The organism is Thalassolituus sp., assembly GCF_034111725.1.
GTDB lineage: Bacteria > Pseudomonadota > Gammaproteobacteria > Pseudomonadales > Oceanobacteraceae > Thalassolituus.
The window spans coordinates 1-16,798 of record NZ_JAWUWR010000012.1; the positions used below are offsets into that span (position 1 = coordinate 1).

The window sequence follows — 16,798 nt, forward strand, 5'->3', positions numbered from 1 at the left end:
GGAGACCACTACGACCCTAGCAGCAAAACGGTAAGGTTGACGAAAGACAAACTGGAAGGTCGTAGCTTAACTGCGGTTGTGGTTGCTGCGCATGAAGTTGGTCATGCCTTGCAGGATAAACGCGGTGAGGCTTCGTTTAAATTGCGTTCAGGGCTAGCAGTATTTAGTTACCTACTGCAGAAAATTGCTCCGGCGGCGCTTATCGCTGTGCCCTTGTTGGCTGTTTGGAATCCTGCGATTTCGCGTTGGGCGCTGATTGCCGCGGTTGGTTCCATGTTGATTAGCACGTTAGTTAGCTTAGTGACTTTGCCAGTGGAATGGGATGCCAGCTTTGGTAAAGCACTTCCAATTTTGAAAAGCGGTGATTATCTAAGCGACGAGGATATGAAAGACGCAAGGCATATTTTATTAGCCGCAGCCATGACATACGTGGCAGGTTCCCTGATCAGTTTACTGAGCGTGGGCGCTTGGCTTAGGGTCTTGAGACGCTGATTCTCGTATAAGAAAGGGGGGCATATCCCCCCCGCTGACTTCTACCTATTTTAGTTCTATCGAACCGTGTGTTTGATTCTGCTGCGCTGCAAGAATAGAGATAGCAGAGTTAGCAGAATGAATATCGACATCGCGCCACCTTTACGTTGTGATGGTGTCGCGACTTCTTCCGCGGTAACAGGCTCGCTAGGTACGACAGGGCTTTCATCCACTGTATCGTCTTTCACGGCTGGTGTTGGTGTGCGCGCTTTAGCGCGGAATTCCGCAGTGATATTGCAGCTTTCGGTAAGATTACTAAGCACATAGGTATCACCATCCAGTGTGCCGTTACAGCCCGATATGCTGGCCAGCTCTTGGCGATCTCCCGGAATAACGCGCATGCTTGCCGAACTACCTTCAATTAAATCCATTGATGCTGGTTCGAGACTGCCATTGCCTATGGTAGTAGACCCAACTGTCATCATGATGGCGTCGAATACGGCGCTTATGCTGCAATCGCTGGTTACGCCGTTAACCGTATAGTAAGTGCTGGCCATGGGATTGAGTATGCTCCCACCACAGCCGCTAATGCTGTTAAGGCGATAGTGATTATTTGGTGTGATGGTCAATACGATATTGTCGCCACTTGCTACCGTTTGGCTGGTGGGTGTTACTGTACCATTCGCTGATTCAGTGACACTGACTTGATAGTAAGTCACCTCAAAATCGACGGCCATATGATATGGCATCTTCCAGTTGCTGCCATCGGCGCTAACCCATACATCGTTTTTGAGTCCTGATGCGAACCCGCCGATGACCATGAGTGAATTGTTAAATACCACCGTTTGATGGTTTTTGCGTAAAGTGACTCCTGAGGTAGTGTTGACTTGAGTCCAGCTTACGCCGTTGTCGGATGACCAGGCATCGTCGGTTATACCGCTCGTGCCATAGCCACCAATGAGCCAAAGCTTATCGTTGAACACCACCACCTGATGGGCTTCGCGCGCAGGGAATTCGGCCGCGGCCGTTTCCTCGACCCAAGTGGTGCCATCGGTCGACGACCAGACGTCACTTTGTACTGGGCCCGCATGGCCAGCAATCGCCCAAAGCTTGTCATGAAACAGAACAACTTGGTGGTGGTAACGGGCGGTAAAGCCCGCTTCAGCGGTTTGCCGTGTCCAAGTGGCCCCATCAGTTGACGTCCAGACATCAGTTTTAAATCCTTCGGCAGAGCCTGCGATGAGCCATAGTTGATCTTCAAATACGATCACTTGGTGATATACGCGCGCTGAGAATGCGGCGGCAGCGGTCACCTGTGTCCAAGTTACGCCGTCTTCTGACGACCAGACATCGTTCAGTTTTTCATCTTCAGAGTTTTCCATGCCGCCGATGATCCATAACTTGTTGGCGTAGGCGACGACTTGATGTCCTTGGCGCGGAGAAAACTCGGCGTGGGGCGTTGCTTGTATCCAAGAGTATCCATCGACGGACGACCAGACGTCATTTTTTGGATAGTCGTCAAAACCACCAACAAGCCAAAGCTTATTGTTGAATTCTACGACTTGATGGCTATATCGTCCCGAAAAGGCGGCGGCGCTACTTTCTTGCGACCAGAGCTGACCATCAGAGGATGACCAAACGTCGTTAATCGCACCGTCGTTGTCTCCAGCAACGAGCCAGAGCTTGCCGTTAAATCCAGTGATTTGATGGCCATAGCGTGGTGAAAACCCTGCGGCCGATGTTTCTTCTGTCCAAGTTTCACCGTCGGCAGATGACCAGACATCGTTGAGTAAAGAGTCTGTGCCGCTGCCGCCAATGACCCAAAGCTTGTCATCAAAGTTGGTTAATTGATGAGATTCCCGCGCAGTAAAATCGGCGCTTGCGGTTACTTCACTCCAAGCAATGCCGTCAGCCGATGACCAAACGTCGTTGACTCGACCTGAGCCGTCATTGAAGCCACCCACTAACCAGAGCTGATCGTTGAATGCGGCTACCCTATGATTGTAGCGTGCAGAGAAACTAGCACCCTCGGTAGGGCTTACTTCAGTCCATTCAATGCCATCTTCAGAAGACCAAACATCGTGTTGAGCTGCGCCATCGTAGCCACCAATGAGCCACATTTTGTTGTTAAATGACACGACTTGATGGCCGCGGCGTGGTGAAAATGCCGCAGCGCTGGTTGCTAATACCCAAGTTTTACCATCGACCGAAGACCAGACGTCATTTTTACGTTCGTCGTCTTTACCGCCGATAAGCCAAAGTTTGTCATCATGTACGACGACCTGATGGCCGTGTCGCGGAGAAAATGCAGCTTCGGATTTAGCGATAACCCAATTAATCCCGTCAGCCGATGACCATACGTCATTCTTTCCAATGCCAGCCAAGCCGCCAATGAGCCAGAGACGGTCGAGGAATTTAACGGTTTGATGGTTGTAGCGATTGGAAAAATGTTTCGACGAGACCTCAATCTTGCGTTCAGCGCTTCCTTCTTTGAAGGTGTAATAGCCGGTGCGACTCAGGGTCGCTTTGTTATCAGTGACGGTGGTATTGCTTATAATATCTAAGGTTGCACAGGTAGCGTAATTACTGAGATCGCAATTCCTATCGGTACTGTGATAAAACTCAATACCTTCTGCTGGCGCGGTAAAGTTTACATCGGTGAGTGACGTTCCGATCAAGGCTTTGACTTCAAAATCTTTATTGATCGTTTCCACTGCTGATGCGTGGTTTTGTATTATTCCAAAAAGCAAAATATGGATTAAGACAACAGTTACTTGACGACTAAATTGCATAGAGAATTCCCTCTCATTCGCGTCGCGTGTCGATAACTACTGAGGCGGCGTGTGATTGGGAATTCTATCTAAAATGTCAGTTTTCAGAACTATTTGGTTGCTAAACAACCAATGTGGAGTGACAAATATTACAAGTGGCGCGTTAAAACTAGATCATTAGAGCGGTTAATTGAACAATGATCAGCGCAAATACACCCGCTAATACGTCATCAATCATAATGCCAAAGCCGCCATGTACTTTTTGATCCAGCCATTTAATCGGCCAAGGTTTCAGAATGTCGAAGAAGCGGAACAAGGCGACGCCATACGCTAACCAACCTAGGTTAGCCAAGGCGCTGTCTGAGCTCGGCAGCCATAACAGAGTTAACCAAACGCCGATCCATTCATCCCACACAATACCGCCGTGATCGTGCACGCCCATATCGCGCGAGGTGATTTCACAAATGACAACGCCAAGAGCAAACCCTGCAATAAGAACCCCTAAATAAGCCGATAGCGGCGCGCCATCTAAAAACAGCCACCAAACCGGCACGGCAGCGAGAGTACCGAAGGTGCCCGGTGCTTTTTTTGCTAACCCTGAGCCAAGACCAAAGGCGAGCAGATGAATCGGGTTCTTCATATTTGGTGGCGTCACAGGATTTCTCTCTTTATTAGCGGGCATAAAAATGCCTTGTGTTTATATCGTATCGAGTGGATCAACGTCTAAATTCCAACGTACTTTGCCAAAGCCTTTCAGCTGCTGCAAATACTGTACGAGGGCTTCTAAGGTTTGATGCAGGGGAACGCGCCCTGGGCAGAACAATTGTAGTTGGTAGCGAAAGCGTCCAGCTCTACGTTCCATAATCGCAGGAAATGGCCCGAGTAGCGTGACCGGTGCATCATTATGGGCATGCTGGCGCAGCCAATCTTGAATAAAAGCACGTGCATGTTGCAGTAACTGTTGCGCTTGAATGCGATCTTCACACTCGCTGCGCAGCAACGCCATGTGAGTATAGGGTGGCAGCTGCTGTAACTGGCGTTCCTGCAGCATGGAGAGGGCTAATGCATGATAGCCACTATCAATCAGCAGATTGAGTTGCGGGTGATCGGCGTACAAGGTTTGAATCCACACTTGCCCGGGGCTATCGGCCCGCCCAGCACGCCCCGATACTTGTTCAATCAATTGCGCGCTGTGCTCCATGCCACGAAAATCGGCACTGAACAGTCCAGCATCGCTATCGAGAATCACCACCAAAGTTACATCTGGGAAATGATGTCCTTTGGCCAGCATCTGTGTGCCGACCAAAATGCACGAGCCACCGGTGTGAATCTCATTAAATAGCTCGTCGAATGCCTGTTTATTGCGCACCGTATCACGATCAACACGGCGAATTGGGCGTTGCGGAAATAGCTGTGCAAGCTGCTCTTCAATACGCTCGGTGCCTTGCCCGACCGCTTCGACTTTGCTGCTTTGGCACTGCGGGCAATGCGCCGGAATACCTTGTTGAAAATCGCAATGATGGCAATGCAAGTGCGGTGGATACTGGTGCAGGGTTAAGCGCGCATCGCAGCGCCGACACTCAGCCATCCAGCCGCAATCACGACACGCGAGCAAGGGGGCAAAACCGCGACGGTTAATAAACACCAGCACCTGCTTATTATTTTCTAAGTGTTTTTGCATTGCCGCCAACACGGGTTGGGCAAACCCTGCCGTCAGTGGCTGATGCAATATACTGTGTAGCTTCATTTGCGGCGGTTTGGCTTTACCGGCACGTTGGGTCAGTTTTAAGTGTAAATAGCGACCCGTCAGCGCATTGTGCAGCGTCTCTAATGATGGTGTTGCTGAGCCCAGCACGATGGGCACTTGGCTTTGATGCGCACGCACTAAGGCGAAGTCGCGAGCGGAATAGCGCAAGCCATCTTGCTGCTTAAACGAACCATCGTGTTCTTCGTCCAAAATAATCAGACCAAGTTCGGGCATGGGGGTAAACACTGCGGAGCGTGTTCCGATAAGAATGCGTGCTTTGCCTTCGCTAACCTGACGCCAACCTTGTAGGCGTTCACGATCATTCAAACCACTGTGCAATAGAGCAACGGGGACATTAAAGCGTTCTTGAAAGCGCTGAACCGTTTGTGGGGTAAGGCCAATTTCTGGCACTAACACCAAGGCTTGTTGGCCCGTACTTAATACCTGATTGATTAAACGTAGATAGACTTCGGTTTTGCCAGAACCGGTAACGCCTTCCAGTAAGCAGGCTTTAAAACGACCTAAGTAAGGCTGAATCGCATGCAGTGCGGCTTGCTGTTCAGTATTTAAGGTATGAAATACCGGATCAACGGTTGGAATATTCGGTAGCGGTAGGGCTTCCTCTTCAACAATCAGCTCAAGCTCAGCCAGACGCTTAAGTTGCACAAGGGTGAAGCCTGCTGCCGTCATATCGGCATGAGCCCAGCATTCGCTGTGCTGAAACTTTGCCCATAAGGCAATTTGCTTATCACCACGCAGTTTGGGATTGGCGTCAACACTGGCGACACGGCGCCAAATGCGTTCGTTGGCTTCGCTAAGCGCGCAGCCACGGCGTAGCATTACCGGCAGCATGTGCTCCAGCACTTCGCCTAAGCTGTGGTGGTAGTAATCGGCTAACCAGCGACACAAGGCTAAGCTGTGCTCATTGATTAAGGGTGCGTCATCACAACGTTCGAGTAGGGCTCGTAATTTATTCTGCGGAACTTCCGTGCTGCTTTTACACCCAACAACGATACCAGTGAGCAATTGTCGGCCGAATTCAGCCCGCACACGTTGGCCCGGAAGGTAGTGTTTTTGCGCGTCGTTTTGCACCGGTAAATAGTCGAACGTGCGGTGCAATGGGACGGGTAGGGCGATCTCGACTACAAAAAAGGACATGAAAAGACTTGCTGCTTAGGTCGGCTCTGGTATTATGCGCGTCCTTATTGCCCTTGCAAGGGCAACTTGTATTTAAATCATTAGCTAGTAACGCGGTGCTTGGCGACAGTCGGCAGGTGGCGGCGTGAAGACATGAGGTGTCCTATGAAAGAAGGTATTCATCCAGAATACGCTGCTCTAGAAGCAACTTGTTCTTGTGGTAACGTGGTTAAAACCCGTTCAACTAAGCCTGGTACTATGTACTTGGACGTATGTTCTGCTTGTCACCCGTTCTACACTGGTAAGCAGAAAGTTCTGGACACTGGTGGTCGTATCGACAAGTTCCAGAAGCGTTTCGGTGGCTTCAAGAAGTAATAGCCCCAAAGCGAATGAAGAAACCCGCCTTGTGCGGGTTTTTTTATGTCTGGCGATTAGGCTTTCAGCTATTAAATTTCGAATGTTCCATATTCTGCTACGCTTAGACTGTAATGATTTAACGTGAGCATCAGTTATGGCAAAAAGCGAAGAAGAAGAGGTTGAACTCACCGAAGTTCAGCGGATTGCGGCGTTGGAGGACTCGGTGTCCCTCAATCGTAAGATCGTATTTGTGCTGGCTATCCTCGCTATTGTTGGTCTTTCTACGGCTTCAACTCTAGGCATTGTTAGTTTGTTGCAGCCTGACGTTGAGTACGTCGATAAGCGTGCCTTGACTCAGTTGCAAGAAGAAGTTGATTTGTTACGTAAGCAAGCGACAGAGTCTGCAGAAAGCTTTAGCCAAGCGAAGCAAATATTGGATAGCAGCAGTGCTACTGCTTTCAAAAGTGTGTTGTTGGATCAAGAGCAGAGTTATCAATTGCACCTAACAGCATTAAAGCAAGGGATGCGTGATCTTGCTCGTATGCTGCCAGGTTCGCGTACATGGCTAGATATGTACGATGAGCAAATGAATGCTGCGATCGCTCAGAGTGTGGCGCGGAGTAAGCAACTTGCTGCTCTGCAAACCAATGCGTTGCTAATCCCGCAAGCTATTCCTGGGCAAGCTGCGACTGCCTCGAAACCATAAAAGAAGTCGCTATCAATCGAGTTTAGCCGCGATGATCGGATACAAATGGGTTGTGCAAACGCTCATTGCCAAAGGTTGAGTTAGGGCCGTGACCGCAAACAAATTCGACGTTATCGCCCAGAGGAAATAGTTTTGTGCGAATGGACTCGAGCAACTGCTGGTGGTTACCTTTCGGGAAGTCGGTGCGGCCAATTGACCCGTTAAAAATCACATCACCAACTTGTGCGAATTGATTCTCTTTGCTGTAAAACACCACATGCCCAGGCGTATGCCCCGGACAATGAATCACATCCAATTCCACTTCGCCAACCTGTACCTTATCGCCATCGTTTAGCCATTGCGTTGGTGTGAATTTCTCAACGGCTGGAAAACCAAACATGGCCGATTGCTGCGGTAACGCTTGGATCCAAAAATCATCATCTTTATGCGGACCTACAATCGGTAGATGGAGCTGCTTGGCTAGCTCGGCGGTGCCGCCAGCGTGATCGATGTGAGCGTGAGTCAGTAAAATTTTAGTGGGTTTTGCCCCCATCGAATCAAGCTGTTCAATAACACGATCGATATCGCCACCGGGATCAATAATCGCGGCTTCAAGAGTGTTTTTACACATAATAATGGTGCAGTTTTGCGCAAAGGCAGTAACGGGAACTACGGCGATAACAAGAGACATGATAAACCTTTCTACAACAATCATGAGCTAAAGATGAGGCGCAAGAGTAGCGCGCTAGCGCCTTCTAGAAAAGGACTAGTGTTGTCGTACAGGCCAACCCTTACGACAAAGCGGGCAACCGCGAGTCATTCTCAATATCGGTGCCCGTTTATTGCAAGTTTGATTCAAAACGCTTCGACTTTAGGTTGTACCTGCTCGTATTGCGGCATGCTCATACCCGCAAGGGCATTGATATAGGTTGGGTCAGCAATGGTGTAATGCTTTCCGCCAAAGTTGATAGAGCTGCCCACAGCCGGTTCGGTGAAGGCCACTGCTGTGGCTACGTGCCCAGGATAATCCAAAATCACGACATCCAAATTTAATAGTGTTTCGGTTAACCACGCGAACAGTGCTGCACGATCTTCACAGTCGGAGTAGGGGTAGTACAAGGTTTCCAATGGAAATAAATAATTTTCGTAATGAAATTGCTGCTCATCGGTTTGATACGCAAATGCGGTTTGTACAAATCGCAGTAAGCGATTAACGGCAACTACTTCACTTTGACCGTTAATCATCGGCCGCAGTTGCGTAAGTAAAGCATCTTTTGCGTTAGTGGGCAGTCCTGCGCGAAAGTAACGACGCAAGGGTAGCTGCGGCAAGCTGTTTAAGTAGGCTATTTGTGCGTCGTTGTAAGGAATGTCGACATGCCATTCTTGCCCGGCATCAGTGAATGTTAACTGACGTACTTTAGATTCGCCGCTGGCCATGAATCCATCCGCAGGGATAAAGCGCATTTGCGTGCGCGCTGCATCGTATTGCCCTTGATAAGTATAGGCTTGAGAGTTTGACGACGGACGTTTATCCGGACTCTTTAATGCGTTATTTAATGTGTAATAACGCTTATCGTTTAAGGTGAAGTAAGTGACGCCAAATACCGGCTCGTCTGCTGGCATTAACAATAAAATGGAATTGTTAAATGCAACCCGGGCGTCGTATCCCGATTTAACCAGCAAGAACCAACTTAATAAGGAGCGGCTATTATCATCACGCGGATATAACGTTCCTGAAAACGCCGCAGTGAGTTGCAACATGGCCCAATCGCTTAGCTGTAATTCGTGTTGAATTTGCTGTAAGCGTTCGACCGTGGGCTGAAAATTACTCAGCGCCATGCTTTGCCATTGATTCGCGATCATGTCGCTATTAGGGCTGCCTTTAGCGGGCTTAATTAGTTTGTTATCGTACGGCACTTCGACGGCATAGCCATAAAAGTTGAACTCAGCACTGGGTTGCTGGCTCGGTGCTAAGGGCGTGATTTCTATTTGGGGTGTTGAAACCGGTAGCGGCGGAGTAGGAGTAGCTTGTGGTTGGCTATCAATAATGGGTTTGTTTGCAATCGGCTCTTTTACCTTAGGCACTTTTATTAAAGGTGCTTTTGGCAGCTCAACGGGTTTAGGTTCCGTGTTTTGTTGTTCAGGGCGTTTCAGCTCAACGGGGTCCCAGCTTTCCTTTAAAAAGCCAATAAAAGCACGGTCATTTTCATCGAGGTACTGCTGAAACGTTTCTTTTGTTTGTTGCCGCCACTGGGCAAATTCATCCGCAGCAGAGCGCGGATTGGATGGAGTGTTGGCGTAGCTGGATAGCGTTGTGAGGCTACAAAGACTCGTTACCGCCAATGAAATACCTATGTTTTTTAGCGTCAGCATGGCTTTGCCCCAAAAGTGTCGTTGTCTGCAAAATTCTTATTGTGTGATAGCGCGCTTGGTGCCCATAGTATCTAACAATCATAAAAAAAGCCGGTGAGGAATAATCCAGCACCGGCTTTGATACGAACGACGGATTACTTACGTTTAGCGATTTCTGCTGCTAATTCATCGAAAGATTTTTCCGCTTGGAATTTCTGCCACAATGCTTTTTCGTTATTCATTGATGTTTTGATTGCCTGTTCAGCTAATTGGTTCACTGTATCTGCATCTAAGCCTACCAAAACTACCATGCCACCGGTTGGGGTTGGCATTTGGCGGAAGATCTTAGAGCCGACTAAGGTTTGCTTAGTAATTTGCTTGGTCACAGAGGTATTCACACGATCAACCGTTTCTGCATCGCCAGCACCTGTGGTTTCAGCATACTGCTTGATCATGTTTTCAATTTCTACTTGCATCGTTTGTGCAAGTTCAACACGTGCTGCCGTGGCGGCCATTTGCTTCATGAAGTTCGGGCCTGCTGCGGATTTGTCAGAATAGCCAACAGCAGATAGATCTAAGCCTTCTACTGGAGCGCCACAAACCCACTCGGGCGCTGCTTGGCCAGAGCCATCAGCAAATGCACAACTAACAGCTTCTTGCGGTACAGGTTGATTCGACGAGCAAGCAACTAACAAAGTAGCCGCGGCAGCAGCGAAAAGATTACGGATGTTCATCCTGACTCTCCTTCAATCTTGCAGTAAATAATTTCTCCGAGCATAGCGGATGGATTTTAAAAATACCACCGCCTACCCGCAGGCATTTGGGTTAATGATTAGTGATGGTGACCGCCGTCACCATGCGCGTGACGATGAGAAATCTCGTCTTGAGTGGCCGCACGTACGCTAACAATTTCAACATCAAAATTAAGGGTCTTGCCGGCTAACGGGTGATTGGTATCAACATCAACCATGAATCGACCTACTTTAACGACAGTGACTTGGCGTTCGCCTTGTTCGGTTTGCACGAAGCCAATCATGCCCTTTTTCCAGACTTTAGCCCCCTGTAAGTGTTTTACTGGCACGCGCTGAACGGAACCTTCAATACGTTGGCCATAACCTTCTTCAGGCGTAACGGCGACACTGAGTTTATCGCCCGCTTGTTTGCCTTCCATTGCCTTCTCGAAGCCAGGAATCATATTGTTGTGGCCTTGCAGATAGGCAATTGGCTGATCGCTAGGGGTGCGTTCTATCGTTTGGCCTTGCTCATCAGACAGAACGTAATGCAGCTGAACAACAGAATTTTTGGCGATTTGCATGAGCAAACTCCTACATCGAAAGAGTAAATAACATCAGAAAGGGCGGCAGTATCTAGCGCCGTTCGGTCTTTGGCAAGGTACGGCAGTTTTCAACCCTTGATATGCCATTAAACACCCCCATATTCGAAGTTCTAGACACAGTTAGGATAGATTTACATGACAACAATTGTATCCGTACGACGCGGCAATGAAGTCGTCATCGGTGGTGATGGCCAAGTTTCTTTAGGCAACACCGTGATGAAAGCCAATGCGCGAAAGGTTCGCCGCCTTTATAACGGACAAGTGCTCGCCGGTTTTGCTGGTAGTACCGCGGACGCCTTTACCCTATTCGAAAAATTTGAAGGTCAATTGCAAAAGCACAACGGACAATTGACTCGCGCTGCCGTTGAACTCGCTAAAGAGTGGCGCTCGGATCGCGCTTTGCGCAAACTTGAAGCGATTTTAGCCGTCGCGGATCACACCGCGAGCTTAATCATCACCGGTAACGGTGATGTACTGCAGCCGGAAGATGATTTGATTGGTGTTGGCTCCGGCGGCAACTATGCCTTATCTGCAGCACGTGCCTTACTCGACAATACTGAGCTAAGCGCAAAAGACATTGTTGAGAAAAGCTTAAAAATTGCCGGTGATATTTGTGTATTCACTAATGGCAATCTGACGATAGAAACATTGAATTCAGACGCGCTAACGGCGGGGGAAAACGCATGAGCCAGATGACACCTCGCGAAATCGTGCACGAGTTAGACCAGCATATTATTGGCCAGCACGATGCTAAGCGTGCGGTGGCGATTGCACTGCGCAACCGCTGGCGTCGTATGCAGCTTGAGCCTGGGCTGCGCGAAGAAGTAACGCCAAAGAATATTTTGATGATAGGCCCAACCGGTGTCGGTAAAACCGAAATTGCGCGGCGTTTGGCCAAACTCGCTAATGCGCCCTTTATTAAAGTAGAAGCGACCAAGTTCACAGAAGTCGGTTATGTTGGTAAAGACGTTGAATCGATCATTCGCGACTTGGTTGAAACCGGCGTAAAGCTGCTGCGCGAGCAAGAAATGAAAAAGGTCAGCACCCGTGCCGGTGAGTTGGCCGAAGAACGCGTATTAGATGCTTTGTTGCCGCCTGCGCGTAGCAATACCACCAGTTGGGATACGACCGAAGAACCAAAAGTAGAAGACAGCTCGACGCGTCAGATCTTCCGCAAAAAACTGCGTGAAGGCGATCTCGACGATAAAGAAATTGAAGTGTCGCTGGCGCAAGCGTCTGTTGGTGTTGAAATCATGGCACCGCCGGGCATGGAAGAGATGACCAATCAGTTGCAAAGCATGTTCTCGAACATGGGCGGCGACAAAAAGACCAAGCGTAAGCTCAAAATTAAAGACGCGCTTAAGCAAATGCGCGATGAAGAAGCCGCCAAGTTGCTGAATATGGACGAGCTAAAAGCTCGAGCAGTTGAGCTGGTGGAACAAAACGGTATCGTTTTTATCGACGAAATCGACAAGGTGGCTAAGCGTGGTGAAAGCGGCACGGGTGGCGATGTATCGCGCGAGGGCGTGCAGCGCGATTTATTGCCATTGATCGAAGGCTGCACCGTAAGCACTAAATACGGCATGATCAAAACAGATCATATTTTGTTTGTGGCGTCGGGTGCTTTCCACTTGGCTAAGCCATCGGATTTGATTCCTGAGCTGCAAGGTCGTTTGCCAATTCGCGTAGAATTAAAAGCGCTGACACCCAACGATTTTGAACGCATTCTCACCGAGCCGAATGCTTCGCTAACCGTGCAGTACAAAGCTTTGATGAAAACCGAAGGCGTGGATATTGATTTTACCGCTGATGCGGTCGCTCGTTTGGCACAGATCGCTTATGACGTTAATGAAAGCACCGAAAATATCGGCGCGCGTCGTTTGCACACGCTGATGGAGCGGCTGTTAGAAAGTGTGTCTTTTGATGCAACGGACTTAACCGAAGCCGTCAATGTTGATGCTGCTTATGTGGAAGATAAACTTGGTGCCTTGGCGAAAGACCAAGACCTTAGTCAGTTTATTTTGTGAGCGCATAAAAACCCGCTGCGGCGGGTTTTTTGTTGCAGCCATGCGTTAACATTGGCTTAAGAAAATCGCTCTTATCGTCGTAAATCGTATTAGCAACAGGGTAGAATCCTGATGGTTAAAAAGAAGGTGAATCATGATCCCAACCGGTATCAAAGTAAGAAAAGCCAGTCGGTGTTTAGAACTCACTTACGGTGATGAGAGCTTTCAATTACCTTATGAATTCCTGCGAGTTCAGTCGCCGTCTGCGGAAGTGCGTGGTCATGGTGTAGGCAATGATGTGCTGCAATTTGGTAAAAAGGACGTGAACCTTGTTCGCATTGACCCAGCGGGCAATTACGCCCTTAAATTAGTATTTGATGACGGCCATGATTCTGGCCTGTACGATTGGGTGTATCTAAAGCACTTGTGTGACAATCAGCAAACGCTGTGGGATACCTACCTGCAACGCTTAAATGACGCGGGTAAAAGCCGCGAAGCGCAGCAGATCAATTTTAAAGCGCTATGAGCCGGAAGGCCGACGCCAATTGCATGCGTCGGATGGTCATCTATCCGGTATACTCAGTGTAACTATCAGATAGGAGCCGTAACTTGACGGATTCCCAAAAAACTAAGCAAAGCCCAATTCACGATCCGAATGCTGCGCTTGAGGCAGAAAAATACGAAAATCCAGTTCCCAGCCGCGATGCTTTACTTGCCTTAATTGAGCAAAATGGCAGTCCAATGACGCACAGCGATGTCTGTGCGGCTCTGCAAGAAACCGACGAAGATCGCATCGAAGCCTTGCGCCGTCGTCTAATCGCCATGTGTCGCGATGGTCAAATGATCAGTAATCGCCGCAACCAATACATGCCAATGAAAAAAGTCGACCTGGTTAAAGGCACAGTGCATGGGCATCGTGACGGCTTTGGTTTTGTATTGCGCGATGGTGCCGATGATGTGTATTTATCGAATAGCCAGATGCGTCGTGTGTTTCATGGCGACAAGGTCACCGTACAGATTATGGGTTTAGACCGTCGTGGTCGCCCAGAAGGACGTATCGTTGAAGTGCTAGAACAAAATACCCAACAAATAGTGGGTCGTTATTTTGAAGAATCGGGTGTTGGCACAGTGCAGCCTGATAACAAACGTGTGTCGCAAGAAGTATTAGTACCGTCGGATTGTCGTAATGGTGCCGAACATGGCCAGTTTGTGGTGGTGCAGATTACTCGTCAGCCTTCCGCAAAAGGGTTGCCGATGGGCGAGGTGGTTGAAGTTTTGGGTGAGCACTTGGCTCCTGGAATGGAAATCGACGTGGCGATTCGCAGTCATAATATTCCTCACGATTGGCCAGCGGATGTTCTGGCTCAGGCAGAAGGCATTCCAGCCGAAGTTCAAGAGGGCGATAAAGCGCGCCGTATTGATTTACGCGATTTGCCGTTTGTTACCATCGACGGTGAAGACGCCCGCGATTTTGATGACGCTGTCTATTGTGAGAAAAACAAAAGCACCGGCGGCTGGCGCTTATACGTCGCCATTGCCGATGTTTCACATTATGTTGGTGTTCGGTCGCCCCTAGACAAAGAAGCACACAACCGCGGCAATTCCGTGTATTTCCCCGGCTTTGTTGTGCCTATGTTGCCAGAGAAATTATCCAACGGATTATGCTCGTTAAATCCGCAGGTCGATCGTTTGGTCATGGTGTGTGAAATGACGATCTCAAAAGGGGGTCGTATTTCTGGTTATAAGTTCATGGAAGGGGTTATCCACTCCCATGCGCGTCTGACCTACAACAAAGTATGGGACATCTTAAAACCACTTGGTGAAGATGACGACGTTGAAACTCAGTTGCAATTGCGTCAGCAATTCTATTCGGTCGTCCCTCATGTAGAAGAGCTTTATTGCCTATTTAAAATTTTACGCGAGCAACGTGAAATTCGCGGCGCGATGGATTTTGATTCGGTCGAAACCCGCATTGTGTTTGATGCTGAGCGCAAAATCCAAGAAATCGTACCGACCACTCGTAACGATGCTCACATGCTGATTGAAGAGTGCATGCTCGCTGCTAACGTGTGTTCGGCAGACTTCTTCCAGCGTTACGAAATTCCTGCGTTATACCGAGTGCATGCTGGACCCGGCGCCGAAAAACTGGAAAACCTCGCACAGTTTTTAGGTGAAATGGGTTTGAGCATGAATCATGGCAAAGACCCGTCGCCAAAAGATTATCAGGCCTTGTTGCAGCAAATTCAAAACCGTCCTGATTCACATTTAATTCAGACGGTTTTATTGCGCTCGCTTAGCCAAGCGGTATACAGCCCAGAAAACGAAGGCCACTTTGGTTTAGCGTATAAAGCCTATACCCACTTTACCTCGCCGATTCGTCGTTACCCCGATCTCTTGGTTCATCGCGGTATTCGCAGTATGATTCGCAGTGAGCGTGAGTGTAATCATGTGCGTCGCGTTGACGGTGCTAAGCCCATCGCGGCAAAAGATATTTACCCGTACGATTTCGCGGCCATGGTGCAGTTTGGTGAGCAGTGCTCCATGACTGAGCGTCGTGCGGATGACGCGACTCGCGATGTAACCGACTTCTTAAAATGCGAATACATTCGTGATCGTGTTGGCGAAGAATTCGAAGGGGTTATTTCGGCGGTAACCGGTTTTGGTTTATTCGTATCGCTAAAAGACGTGTACGTCGAAGGTCTGATTCATATCAGCAGCTTAGCCAACGATTTCTATCAGTTTGATTCGATTAAGCATCGCTTAACTGGCGAGCGCACGCGTCGTAGCTTCCGACTCGGCGACAGTATTTGGATTCGTGTGGTTGGCGTTAATCTTGATGATCGTAAAGTCGATTTCGAGTTAGCCACATCGCCAGAAAATAAAGGCAAGGCGACGTTAGATGCACCAACGCCGGCGCGTTCGCCGCGCCGCCGCAGTGCGGGTGGAAAAGAAGAAACCTTAACCCCGAGCAAGCGCCCTGCGCGCAGCGGTGCCGCTAAGCCTAAAGCGGGTGCTGCAAAAGCCGATGTTGGTGGTAAGCCAGCAGCGAAAAGTAAAAAGAAAAAGCCGAGCAAGCGTCAAAAGTTGAATGCGAAAAAAGCACCAACAGCAGGTGCTCAGCCGGCAGCCAAGAAACCAGCGCGTAAAAAGCCAGCAGCGAAGAAATAGGTCACCACCCCCATGAAGTTAGACATAGTATTTGGCATTCATGCCGTGATGACCCTGCTGCAGCGTAGCCCTGATCAAGTGGTTGAGATTTGGGTGCAAAAAGGCCGTGTAGATGAGCGTATGCAGCGCTTGTTAGAGGTGGCCCAAGCCGAAGGTATGGACGTTCGTGAAGCCGATAAAGGCTTAATGAATCAGAAAGTCGATGGCAATCACCAAGGCATTATTGCCATGCGTAAGCCAGTGCAGGGTAAGTCTGAAAAGAATCTACCCGACATCCTTGATGCCATTGATGGCGATCCTTTTGTCTTGATTTTAGATGGGGTTACCGACCCTCATAACCTCGGTGCTTGTTTGCGTACCGCCGATGCCGCGGGCGTTCATGTCGTCATCGCACCGAAAGACAAATCCGCACCTATGAACGCCACGGTTGCTAAAGTCGCTTGCGGCGCAGCGGAAGCCGTCCCTTATATTCAAGTGACCAACTTAGCGCGTACCATGAAAGAACTGCAAGAACGCGGTATTTGGATTGGTGGAACTGCTGGTGAAGCTGAGCAAAGTGTCTTCGAGCAACCGCTAACAGGCGCATTGGCCTTGGTGATGGGTGCTGAAGGTAATGGTATGCGTCGTTTAACTCGCGAGCATTGTGATTTTTTAATTAATATTCCTATGGCCGGAGAAGTGAGTTCGCTGAATGTATCGGTAGCCACAGGTGTTTGTTTGTTCGAAGCAGTGCGTCAACGTCGTATTAACGTTCCCGCCTAATTCATT

At 49.0% G+C, this 16,798-nt stretch carries 15 protein-coding genes; 8 read left to right on the plus strand and 7 right to left on the minus strand.

Annotated features, from left to right (window positions below):
- The coding region (locus UXZ23_RS01915) for a zinc metallopeptidase (protein ID WP_320818967.1) at positions 1–492 on the plus strand (492 nt) is incomplete at its 5' end.
- 56 nt (positions 493–548) lie between these two features.
- Here UXZ23_RS01915 and UXZ23_RS01920 read toward each other — a convergent pair.
- From UXZ23_RS01920 to UXZ23_RS01930, 3 genes are all read right to left on the minus strand, one after another.
- The gene (locus UXZ23_RS01920; RefSeq protein ID WP_320818968.1) at positions 549–3,263 is read right to left on the minus strand and encodes a kelch repeat-containing protein; all 2,715 of its coding nucleotides are present in this window, start codon (positions 3,261–3,263) and stop codon (positions 549–551) included.
- Positions 3,264–3,411: 148 nt separating this feature from the next.
- On the minus strand, positions 3,412–3,924 hold the full coding sequence (locus tag UXZ23_RS01925; protein WP_320818969.1) for a phosphatidylglycerophosphatase A: 513 nt from the start codon (positions 3,922–3,924) through the stop codon (positions 3,412–3,414).
- Between the two features lie 15 nt (positions 3,925–3,939).
- Positions 3,940–6,147, minus strand: coding sequence for a primosomal protein N' (locus UXZ23_RS01930; RefSeq protein WP_320818970.1), 2,208 nt, complete (start codon positions 6,145–6,147; stop codon positions 3,940–3,942).
- Between the two features lie 144 nt (positions 6,148–6,291).
- Here UXZ23_RS01930 and rpmE point away from each other — a divergent pair, with 144 nt between their 5' ends.
- Positions 6,292–6,501 (plus strand): 50S ribosomal protein L31, encoded by a 210-nt coding sequence (rpmE, locus tag UXZ23_RS01935; protein WP_015488313.1) that lies wholly within the window; start codon positions 6,292–6,294, stop codon positions 6,499–6,501.
- A gap of 136 nt (positions 6,502–6,637) precedes the next feature.
- Positions 6,638–7,189 (plus strand): hypothetical protein, encoded by a 552-nt coding sequence (locus tag UXZ23_RS01940; RefSeq protein ID WP_320818971.1) that lies wholly within the window; start codon positions 6,638–6,640, stop codon positions 7,187–7,189.
- A 22-nt stretch (positions 7,190–7,211) separates the two neighbouring features.
- Here the strand turns inward: UXZ23_RS01940 and UXZ23_RS01945 are convergent, their stop codons facing one another.
- The 4 genes from UXZ23_RS01945 to UXZ23_RS01960 all read right to left on the minus strand — a co-directional run bounded on the left by UXZ23_RS01945 (position 7,212) and on the right by UXZ23_RS01960 (position 10,835).
- Positions 7,212–7,859, minus strand: coding sequence for an MBL fold metallo-hydrolase (locus UXZ23_RS01945; protein WP_320818972.1), 648 nt, complete (start codon positions 7,857–7,859; stop codon positions 7,212–7,214).
- 164 nt (positions 7,860–8,023) lie between these two features.
- Positions 8,024–9,541 carry a hypothetical protein gene (locus tag UXZ23_RS01950; RefSeq protein WP_320818973.1) on the minus strand — a complete coding sequence of 506 codons (1,518 nt, stop codon included), beginning with the start codon at positions 9,539–9,541 and terminating at the stop codon, positions 8,024–8,026.
- 134 nt (positions 9,542–9,675) lie between these two features.
- On the minus strand, positions 9,676–10,254 hold the full coding sequence (locus tag UXZ23_RS01955) for an LPP20 family lipoprotein (RefSeq protein ID WP_320818974.1): 579 nt from the start codon (positions 10,252–10,254) through the stop codon (positions 9,676–9,678).
- Between the two features lie 98 nt (positions 10,255–10,352).
- Positions 10,353–10,835 carry a peptidylprolyl isomerase gene (locus tag UXZ23_RS01960; protein ID WP_320818975.1) on the minus strand — a complete coding sequence of 161 codons (483 nt, stop codon included), beginning with the start codon at positions 10,833–10,835 and terminating at the stop codon, positions 10,353–10,355.
- Positions 10,836–10,991: 156 nt separating this feature from the next.
- Between UXZ23_RS01960 and hslV the strand changes: the two genes are divergently transcribed.
- From hslV to rlmB, 5 genes are all read left to right on the plus strand, one after another.
- Positions 10,992–11,543, plus strand: coding sequence for an ATP-dependent protease subunit HslV (gene hslV / locus UXZ23_RS01965; RefSeq protein ID WP_075274316.1), 552 nt, complete (start codon positions 10,992–10,994; stop codon positions 11,541–11,543).
- On the plus strand, positions 11,540–12,883 hold the full coding sequence (hslU, locus tag UXZ23_RS01970) for an ATP-dependent protease ATPase subunit HslU (RefSeq protein WP_320818976.1): 1,344 nt from the start codon (positions 11,540–11,542) through the stop codon (positions 12,881–12,883). Before hslV ends, hslU begins: the two co-directional genes overlap by 4 nt.
- A gap of 133 nt (positions 12,884–13,016) precedes the next feature.
- A complete protein-coding gene (locus UXZ23_RS01975) occupies positions 13,017–13,388 on the plus strand; it encodes a DUF971 domain-containing protein (protein ID WP_320818977.1) in 372 nt (123 codons plus the stop codon).
- 83 nt (positions 13,389–13,471) lie between these two features.
- Positions 13,472–16,030, plus strand: coding sequence for a ribonuclease R (rnr, locus tag UXZ23_RS01980; protein WP_320818978.1), 2,559 nt, complete (start codon positions 13,472–13,474; stop codon positions 16,028–16,030).
- Positions 16,031–16,042: 12 nt separating this feature from the next.
- Positions 16,043–16,792, plus strand: a complete 750-nt coding sequence (gene rlmB, locus UXZ23_RS01985) for a 23S rRNA (guanosine(2251)-2'-O)-methyltransferase RlmB (RefSeq protein WP_320818979.1) — start codon at positions 16,043–16,045, stop codon at positions 16,790–16,792.
- Positions 16,793–16,798 lie beyond the last annotated feature (6 nt).

Coding starts and splice junctions, on each gene's coding strand:
- UXZ23_RS01920 (WP_320818968.1), bottom strand. CDS start 3,263: ATGCAATTTAGTCGTCAAGTAACTGTTGTCTTAATCCATATTTTGCTT.
- UXZ23_RS01955 (WP_320818974.1), bottom strand. CDS start 10,254: ATGAACATCCGTAATCTTTTCGCTGCTGCCGCGGCTACTTTGTTAGTT.
- UXZ23_RS01960 (WP_320818975.1), bottom strand. CDS start 10,835: ATGCAAATCGCCAAAAATTCTGTTGTTCAGCTGCATTACGTTCTGTCT.
- rpmE (WP_015488313.1), top strand. CDS start 6,292: ATGAAAGAAGGTATTCATCCAGAATACGCTGCTCTAGAAGCAACTTGT.
- rlmB (WP_320818979.1), top strand. CDS start 16,043: ATGAAGTTAGACATAGTATTTGGCATTCATGCCGTGATGACCCTGCTG.
- hslU (WP_320818976.1), top strand. CDS start 11,540: ATGAGCCAGATGACACCTCGCGAAATCGTGCACGAGTTAGACCAGCAT.
- UXZ23_RS01950 (WP_320818973.1), bottom strand. CDS start 9,541: ATGCTGACGCTAAAAAACATAGGTATTTCATTGGCGGTAACGAGTCTT.
- UXZ23_RS01925 (WP_320818969.1), bottom strand. CDS start 3,924: ATGCCCGCTAATAAAGAGAGAAATCCTGTGACGCCACCAAATATGAAG.
- UXZ23_RS01940 (WP_320818971.1), top strand. CDS start 6,638: ATGGCAAAAAGCGAAGAAGAAGAGGTTGAACTCACCGAAGTTCAGCGG.
- UXZ23_RS01945 (WP_320818972.1), bottom strand. CDS start 7,859: ATGTCTCTTGTTATCGCCGTAGTTCCCGTTACTGCCTTTGCGCAAAAC.
- UXZ23_RS01975 (WP_320818977.1), top strand. CDS start 13,017: ATGATCCCAACCGGTATCAAAGTAAGAAAAGCCAGTCGGTGTTTAGAA.
- hslV (WP_075274316.1), top strand. CDS start 10,992: ATGACAACAATTGTATCCGTACGACGCGGCAATGAAGTCGTCATCGGT.
- UXZ23_RS01930 (WP_320818970.1), bottom strand. CDS start 6,147: ATGTCCTTTTTTGTAGTCGAGATCGCCCTACCCGTCCCATTGCACCGC.